The organism is Dysosmobacter sp. (assembly GCF_052306735.1).
Lineage (GTDB): Bacteria > Bacillota > Clostridia > Oscillospirales > Oscillospiraceae > Oscillibacter.
This window is the reverse complement of the sequence record NZ_DAWBAJ010000070.1, coordinates 1-7509: the sequence shown is the minus strand read 5'-3', so window position 1 is coordinate 7509 and position 7509 is coordinate 1. Positions and strand designations below refer to the sequence as shown.

Here is a 7509-nt window from a genome sequence, read left to right as displayed (position 1 = left end):
AGTTCTGCAAGTGGGTGGAGTCTGTCCATGCCGGCAAGCTCACCGGCCCCTCCTCTTGGGACGGCTATGTGGCCTGCGTGGCCGGCGACGCGCTGAACGCCTCCCGCGGCACCTCTCAGTTCCTGAAGGTGGAGACCATGGAAAAGCCGGAGATGTACAAGTAAGACCCTGCGCTGTAAAGAGGCCGCCCAACAGGGCGGCCTCTTTTTTGATACGGAATTGTTAACAAAAATCACTTGTTTTCCACAGATATCCGGGTGTACCATAAAATCAACAAAGGAGAAAGCAGCCGGACACCCGGCTGGTAAGGAGAACAACCATGAAGATCTGTCGAAAATTAGCTTCACCGGCCGCTGCGCTGCTGGCGGCGGCGGTGTTAAGCACACCGGCCCTGGCCCTTTCCGGCACCGGGACGACATCTGCCATGCAGAGCACCCAGACCGCCGTGCTGACAGCAGCGGATCAGGCGGTTTCCCAAGAGGACTGGCAGCTGCTGTTGGTAAACGCTTGGCACAAACTGCCGGAGGATTATCACGTGGAGCTCAAGACCCTGGCCAACGGGTTGCAAGTGGATGCGCGGATCTACGATGATCTCAATGCCATGCTGACGGACTGTAGGGAGGCGGGACTGGAGCCCATTGTCTGTTCCGCCTACCGGACGGAGGATACCCAGACCCGGCTTTACCGCAACAAGGTCTCCCGACTGCTCTCGGCAGGCTGGAGCCGGGATACGGTGGAGCAGGAGGCCGCCCGCTGGGTGGCGCCTCCGGGGACCAGCGAGCACCAGACGGGTCTGGCCCTGGACATCGTGTCGGCGGATTACCAACTGCTGGACGAGCAGCAGGCCCAGACCCCGGAGCAGCAGTGGCTGATGGCCCACTGCTGGGAGTACGGCTTCGTGTTGCGCTATCCCACCGACAAGTGCGCCGTCACCGGTATCGGGTACGAGCCCTGGCACTACCGCTATGTGGGCAAAGAGGCCGCCCGGGAGATGCAGCAGAAGGGCCTGTGCCTGGAGGAATACCTGGCCCCTGATACCCAGAGCAATTTCCAAAAGGAGGATGGCCAGGAGGCGCAGCAGGGGGCGGATGCCGGACAGAACGGCAGTTCTGCACCCAAGACGCAGAGTAAGCCCGTGGTGCCGGAGGCACCGGATATGGCAGTTGTTTGAGACGGATCCGCAGCCCGGCGGAGTGCCCCTTCGCCGGGCTGATAAAAAATCTAAATTCCTACTTGACAACTATGAATTAGTGGTGTATGTTTAATTCATAGAAAAGAAATAGGAATAGGAGGAAATAATATGCGGATCTACGCGGATAACGCGGCCACCACCGCTCTGAGCGACACGGCACTATCTGCCATGATGCCCTGTTTCCAAGAGGTTTTTGCCAATCCCTCCAGTTTGCATACACCGGGACAGCGGGCAGCGGAAAAGCTCTCCGCCGCGCGGGAGATCTTCGCCAGCCACCTGAACGCTCAGCCCCGGGAGATCACCTTCACCTCCGGCGGCAGTGAGTCCGATGTGCAGGCCCTGCGCACCGGGGCGGCCATGGGGGCCCGGAAGGGAAAGCGGCACATCATCTCCACCAAATTTGAGCACCACGCGGTGCTCCACACCGTCTCAGCCCTGGAGAAGGAGGGGTATGAAGTAACACTGCTGGATATTCCGCCGGACGGCGTGGTGACGGCGCAGCAGGTGCAAGAGGCCATCCGGCCGGATACCTGCCTGGTCTCCGTGATGTTTGCCAACAACGAGATCGGCACCGTGCAGCCGGTAGCAGAGATCGGCTCTGTCTGCCGGGAGGCGGGGGTTCTGTTCCACACCGACGCCGTTCAGGCGGCGGGGCACCTGCCCATCGATGTGGAGGCTATGCACATCGACATGCTCTCCCTCTCCGCCCATAAGTTCCACGGCCCCAAGGGCGTGGGCGTGCTCTATGCCCGTAAGGGCATCCCGCTGGAAACCGTGATCTACGGCGGCGCCCAGGAGCGAGGCAAGCGGGCCGGAACGGAGAATTTGCCGGGCATCTGCGGCGCGGCAGCGGCCTTTGACGGGGCCTGTGCCACCATGGAACGGGAGGCGGCTCATCTGACGGCTCTGCGGGACCGGCTCATAGATGGCTTGCTGGCCATCCCCCACACCGCCCTCAACGGTGACGCGGTCCGCCGCCTGCCGGGAAATGTGAATGTCTGCTTCGAGGGCATCGAGGGGGAGTCCTTGCTGCTGATGCTGGATGAAAAAGGCATTGCGGCGTCTTCCGGCTCTGCGTGCACCTCCGGATCCCTGGATCCCAGCCATGTGTTGCTGGCTCTGGGGCGGCCACATGAGGTGGCCCATGGTTCCCTGCGGCTGTCCCTGACAGGCAGCAATACCATGGAAGAAGTGGAGTACATCCTGAGCGTGCTGCCCGGGATCGTATCGTACCTGCGGGAGATGTCCCCGGTGTGGGACGAGCTGGAGCGGGGCCTGCGGCCCCATCTCATCTGAAAGGAGAATCGATATGGCACTGTATAGTGAGAAAGTCATGGATCATTTCCGCAATCCCCGGAACCTGGGCAAGATGGAGGACGCCGACGGGGTGGGCGAGGTAGGCAACGCCAAGTGCGGCGACATCATGCGTATGTATATCAAAGTGGACCCGGAGACCCAGGTCATTACGGATGTGAAGTTCAACACCTTCGGCTGCGGCAGCGCCATCGCCGCCAGCTCCATGGCCACGGAGATGATCAAAGGAAAGCCCCTGGATGAAGCGCTGCAGCTTTCCAACAAGGCGGTGGTGGAGGCGCTGGATGGACTGCCCGCCCAGAAGATCCACTGCTCCGTGCTGGCGGAGGAGGCCGTGCAGGCCGCTGTGGAGGATTACCGCAAGCGCAGCGGCGCGGCCCGTTAAGCGGCCGGAAAAGAACAGAAAAAGGCCGGGCCCGGAACTTTTGTTCCGGGCCCGGCAGCTGTGCGGGCCGTATGCAAATCGGCATCCGGCGCTTAGTCCTTGTGGCCGCTGGGATAGCAGTCGGCGTAGATGGACTCGAAGCGCTTTTGATTTTCCGCGTTGTTGGGGGTCATGCGCTTGATGCTCAGCACAAAGCCCAAGATCATGCCGAAGAGGTATCCGGCGGTGGGTGCCATGGATGTAAAGTGGATCACGGCAATGGTGATGGCGACTACCAGCACCACTGCGGACACAGAGGTCACTGTGATGCGGCGGAAAGCCCGCTGCAGGTCAAATCCGGGGCACTCCTTTTTCCGGCGCTTTGCCAGGGGAATGGAAGAAAACAGCGCGATCAGGGCCTGAATGCCCACCGCAGCCATCAGCAGAAAACCGCCGGCAGCCGCACCGAAAAAATAGGAAAGTTCCATGTGGGGGGTTCCTCCTTTGGGATAGGGGGATCGACGATCCACCGGACAGTATACCATAGCCCCCCTCTTTTGGCAAGCTGCCTTGCTTCCGTCAGGCCAGCGGGAAGGTACGGCCGTCCAGCCGCCCGCTTTCCAGAGTCACCACGCCGTAAAAGGGGCGGGCCCAGTCTCCAATGCTGCCGGGATTCAAAAACAGCGTCTTGCCCCGCATGTCCACCAGGGGTTTGTGGGTGTGGCCGAAGAGAAAGAGATCCAGATCCTGCTCCTCTGCGGCGTATCCGGCGGAGAGAAGGGATTGTTTCACGCCGTAGGTATGGCCGTGGCACAGCAGGATCCGTTTGCCCTCCAGGCATAAAAGCCGCTCCGTGGGCTCCTGGGGACGGAAGTCGCAGTTGCCGGGCACCTGGATCAACGGGATGTCCGGATACAGGTCATGAAGCTGTTCGGCATCCCGCCAGCAGTCCCCCAGGTGCAGGATCATCCGGGGGGCAGTGCGCTCCACCGCCTCCGCCATATTGCGCACGTTGCCGTGGGAATCGGAGAGAACCAGAAGTTTCAAGGGGATTGCCTCCTTGTGGTTGAGATACGTCCAGTATAGACCCTGCCCCATTTTTTGACAACCTGAGAAAACATGAAAAAAGAGGTTGACAGACTGGGATGAATATGGTAGCATATGCACGTGGTTAGTTAAGACTAACCACAAGAGGAGGGAGGGAACACTCCCGCTTCTTTTTCCTTTGAGGTTAGTTAATGCTAACTAAAGAGCGTACACCGGAGACAGAGGAGGAGACCTGATGGAACGGACATTTGAATCCGTGCTGGTGGAGCAGTGCGCACCCACGCTGGTGGGGCTGAAGCCTGCCAGCCTGTTCCGGTATCAGCCGGGGCCCTCCGACGAAGGGCGGGTCCCTCTGGCGCGCTGGAAAGGAGTGCTGGCAGCCCGGGGCATCCGGGTGCGGGTGCTCAAGGCTTGTCCCCGGACGGGAGCCTGGATGATCTACCTCTACCGGGAGGCGTGGATCACGCGGATCCTCTGCCAGCCGGAGATCCAAGACTTTTTACGCCGGCAGGGTTACCGGCCGGAGGAGGGCTGCCAGGCTATGCTGACCCGGCTTTCCAGACGGCTGTGCCTGGAGGAGGACTATCCCCATGAGATCGGCGTCTTTCTGGGATATCCGCTGGAGGATGTGGAGGGCTTCATCCGCCACCGGGGCCGAGACTTCACCTGCTGCGGCTATTGGAAGGTCTACGGTGACGCCGCGGCGGCCCAACGGCGCTTTGACTGTTATCGACGCTGTACCCGGATCTGCCTGGAGCGGCTCCGGCGGGGTACGGCTTTGACAAAACTGATTGCTGCGTAAGGACGCACAGGAAAGGAAGATCGCTATGAACCGACTTGCCATTGTATTTTGGAGCGGCACCGGAAACACGGAGCAGATGGCTGAATGCATTGCCCAGGGTGCCCGGGAGGCCGGAGCCCAGGTGGAGCTGCTGGGGCCGGAGGCATTTTCCGCCGGACGGCTGGGTGAATTCGATGTGGTGGCCTTCGGCTGTCCCGCCATGGGGGCCGAGCAGCTGGAGGAGGACAGCTTTGAACCCATGTTCTCCGCTCTGGAGGACGCTCTGGCCGGCAAAAAGATCGCCCTGTTCGGCTCCTTCGGCTGGGGCGACGGCGAGTGGATGCGCACCTGGAGCGCCCGCTGCCGGGAAAAGAAAGCGGATCTCTACGATCCTGATGGCCTGATGGCCAATGAGATCCCCAATGCCGAGGCCCGGGAGGCGTGTCACGACCTGGGCCGGAACCTGGCATCCTGGTAAGGGTGCCCCTGAATCCGATACCTATCTTATCTCCTTTTTTCCCCTCATTGGGAGCCCCGGGCGGCCAAATCCTGCCCGGGGCTCCACTCCTTTTTCATACCAGATAAATTGGGAAAATTTTAGCATACAGCCTCTTGACAGAAGCGGTTAGTCATGTTAAACTACGGAACCGTAAGAGGTTAGATAAAACTAACCATGAGCTGGCAGAACCGGGGAGATCCTGCGGTTCCGCGTAGGGAAGGGAGGCGCGCGATGATGCCCTTAACACTGGCCAGACCCGGCGAGACCGTCACCATCCGGAAGATCACCGGACGGGACGAGCAGCGCCAGCACCTGGCGGAGCTGGGATTTGTGGTGGATACCCAGGTAACGGTGGTCAGTGAGCTGGCTGGGAACCTGATTTTGCAGGTGAAGGATTCCCGGGTGGCTCTGGACCGAACCTTGGCAAACCGGATCATGTTCTGAAAACAGGAGGGATGACAATGAAAACACTCAAGCAGGTAAAGGTGGGCGAGACCGTCACCGTGGAACGGCTTCACGGAGAGGGCGCGGTGAAGCGGCGGATCATGGACATGGGTATCACCAGGGGTGTGGAGATCCATGTGCGGAAGGTGGCTCCGCTGGGAGATCCCATGGAGCTGAGCGTCCGGGGCTATGAGCTGAGTATCCGCAAGGCAGACGCGGAAATGATCCAGGTGTATTGAGGCGGGTAGCCGCCATTTTTTAAGAGCGAGAGTTAGCTAAGACTAACTTTTTAGAAGGGAGCATCCAAATGGAACTGAAAATCGCACTGGCCGGCAATCCGAACTGCGGCAAGACCACGCTGTTCAACGATCTGACCGGCTCCAACCAATACGTGGGCAACTGGCCCGGCGTCACGGTGGAAAAGAAGGAGGGCCGGCTGAAAGGTCACAAGGACGTGATCATTCAGGACCTGCCGGGCATTTACTCCCTGTCCCCTTACACCCTGGAGGAAGTGGTGGCCCGGAACTACCTGGTGAAGGAGAAGCCGGACGGGATTCTGAACATCGTGGACGGCACCAACATCGAGCGGAACCTGTACCTCACCACCCAGCTGATCGAACTGGGCCTGCCCGTAGTGGTAGCGGTGAACATGATGGACCTGGTCCGCAAGAACGGCGACCAGATCGACGCCAGAAAACTCAGCGATGCCCTGGGCTGCCAGGTGGTGGAGATCAGCGCACTGAAGGGCGAGGGCGGCGTGGAGGCCGCGGAGCTGGCCGCCAGGATGGCCCAGCAGAAGCGCACCGGGGAACTGCCCCACGTGTTTACCGGCAGCGTGGAGCACGCCATCGCCCACATTGAGGAGTCCATCCAGGGCATGGTGGACGAACGGTATCTCCGCTGGTACGCGGTGAAGATCTTTGAACGGGACGAGAAGGTGCTGGCGGATCTGAACCTGAGCGCCGACCTCCGGGCCCATCTGGAAGACCACATTGTGGATTGCGAGAAGGAGCTGGACGATGACGCCGAGAGCATCATCACCAACCAGCGGTATGCGTACATCAACGGTCTGGTGAGCAAGGCAGTCAAGAAGAAGGGGGAGAAGCACCGCCTCTCTACCTCTGACAAGATCGACCAGATCGTCACCAACCGCATCCTGGCCCTGCCCATCTTCGCCGTGGTGATGTTCGCGGTGTACTGGATCGCCATGGGTCCCTTCGGCACCTTCCTCACCGACTGGACCAACGACGTGCTGGGCACCGCCTGGCTGGTGGAAATCCCCCGGGCCGCCCTGGAGGGCTGGGGCGTCAATGAAGTCCTGACCGGCCTGATCTGCGACGGCGCTCTGGCGGGCGTGGGCGCGGTGCTGGGCTTCGTGCCCCAGATGCTGGTGCTCTTCCTGATGCTGGCCATTCTGGAGGACATCGGCTACATGGCCCGGATTGCCTTCATTATGGACCGGATCTTCCGGAAGTTCGGCCTCTCCGGCAAGAGCTTCATCCCCATGCTGGTAGGCACCGGCTGCGGCGTTCCCGGCGTCATGGCCTCCCGGACCATCGAGAACGAGCGGGACCGCCGGATGACGGTTATGACCACCTGCTTCATCCCCTGCGGCGCCAAGATGCCCATCATCGGCATGATCGCCGGCGCCTTGTTCAACGAGTCCTCCCTGGTGGCGGTCTCCGCCTACTTCATCGGCGTGGCGGCCATCGTCATCTCCGGCATCATCCTGAAGAAGACCAAGCTGTTTGCCGGTGATCCTGCGCCCTTCGTCATGGAGCTGCCCGCCTATCATGTCCCCTCCGTGGGCAATGTGCTGCGGGCCACCTGGGAGCGGGGCTGGTCCTTCATCAAGCGGGCCGGCACCG

At 60.9% G+C, this 7509-nt stretch carries 10 protein-coding genes; 8 read left to right on the top strand and 2 right to left on the bottom strand.

The annotated features are described in order from the left end of the window. Positions 1–319: 319 nt before the first annotated feature. The 3 genes from ACT67G_RS11530 to nifU all read left to right on the top strand — a co-directional run bounded on the left by ACT67G_RS11530 (position 320) and on the right by nifU (position 2891). Entirely contained in the window at positions 320–1171 is an 852-nt protein-coding gene (locus ACT67G_RS11530) for a M15 family metallopeptidase (RefSeq protein ID WP_443664328.1), read from the top strand. 129 nt (positions 1172–1300) lie between these two features. Then, positions 1301–2488, top strand: a complete 1188-nt coding sequence (locus ACT67G_RS11525; protein WP_443664327.1) for a cysteine desulfurase family protein — start codon at positions 1301–1303, stop codon at positions 2486–2488. A gap of 13 nt (positions 2489–2501) precedes the next feature. Continuing rightward, positions 2502–2891, top strand: a complete 390-nt coding sequence (gene nifU / locus ACT67G_RS11520) for a Fe-S cluster assembly scaffold protein NifU (RefSeq protein ID WP_325247710.1) — start codon at positions 2502–2504, stop codon at positions 2889–2891. A 92-nt stretch (positions 2892–2983) separates the two neighbouring features. Here the strand turns inward: nifU and ACT67G_RS11515 are convergent, their stop codons facing one another. Then, positions 2984–3358 carry a hypothetical protein gene (locus ACT67G_RS11515; RefSeq protein WP_325247709.1) on the bottom strand — a complete coding sequence of 125 codons (375 nt, stop codon included), beginning with the start codon at positions 3356–3358 and terminating at the stop codon, positions 2984–2986. Positions 3359–3449: 91 nt separating this feature from the next. Next, positions 3450–3917, bottom strand: a complete 468-nt coding sequence (locus tag ACT67G_RS11510) for a metallophosphoesterase family protein (protein ID WP_326214813.1) — start codon at positions 3915–3917, stop codon at positions 3450–3452. A 235-nt stretch (positions 3918–4152) separates the two neighbouring features. On the opposite strand from ACT67G_RS11510, the gene ACT67G_RS11505 reads away from it, so the two are divergent. The 5 genes from ACT67G_RS11505 to feoB form a co-directional block, all read left to right on the top strand. Continuing rightward, entirely contained in the window at positions 4153–4719 is a 567-nt protein-coding gene (locus ACT67G_RS11505; RefSeq protein ID WP_325247707.1) for a DUF3793 family protein, read from the top strand. A 25-nt stretch (positions 4720–4744) separates the two neighbouring features. Continuing rightward, complete coding sequence (locus tag ACT67G_RS11500; protein ID WP_443664326.1) at positions 4745–5176, top strand: flavodoxin; 432 nt, start codon at positions 4745–4747, stop codon at positions 5174–5176. A 252-nt stretch (positions 5177–5428) separates the two neighbouring features. Further along, positions 5429–5641, top strand: coding sequence for a FeoA family protein (locus tag ACT67G_RS11495; protein WP_325246052.1), 213 nt, complete (start codon positions 5429–5431; stop codon positions 5639–5641). Positions 5642–5658: 17 nt separating this feature from the next. Next, a complete protein-coding gene (locus tag ACT67G_RS11490) occupies positions 5659–5880 on the top strand; it encodes a FeoA family protein (RefSeq protein WP_325246050.1) in 222 nt (73 codons plus the stop codon). Positions 5881–5948: 68 nt separating this feature from the next. After that, a partial coding sequence (gene feoB, locus ACT67G_RS11485) for a ferrous iron transport protein B (protein WP_443664325.1) occupies positions 5949–7509 on the top strand: 1561 nt, incomplete at its 3' end.

Coding starts and splice junctions, on each gene's coding strand:
- ACT67G_RS11530 (WP_443664328.1), top strand. CDS start 320: ATGAAGATCTGTCGAAAATTAGCTTCACCGGCCGCTGCGCTGCTGGCG.
- ACT67G_RS11525 (WP_443664327.1), top strand. CDS start 1,301: ATGCGGATCTACGCGGATAACGCGGCCACCACCGCTCTGAGCGACACG.
- nifU (WP_325247710.1), top strand. CDS start 2,502: ATGGCACTGTATAGTGAGAAAGTCATGGATCATTTCCGCAATCCCCGG.
- ACT67G_RS11515 (WP_325247709.1), bottom strand. CDS start 3,358: ATGGAACTTTCCTATTTTTTCGGTGCGGCTGCCGGCGGTTTTCTGCTG.
- ACT67G_RS11505 (WP_325247707.1), top strand. CDS start 4,153: ATGGAACGGACATTTGAATCCGTGCTGGTGGAGCAGTGCGCACCCACG.
- ACT67G_RS11500 (WP_443664326.1), top strand. CDS start 4,745: ATGAACCGACTTGCCATTGTATTTTGGAGCGGCACCGGAAACACGGAG.
- ACT67G_RS11495 (WP_325246052.1), top strand. CDS start 5,429: ATGATGCCCTTAACACTGGCCAGACCCGGCGAGACCGTCACCATCCGG.
- ACT67G_RS11490 (WP_325246050.1), top strand. CDS start 5,659: ATGAAAACACTCAAGCAGGTAAAGGTGGGCGAGACCGTCACCGTGGAA.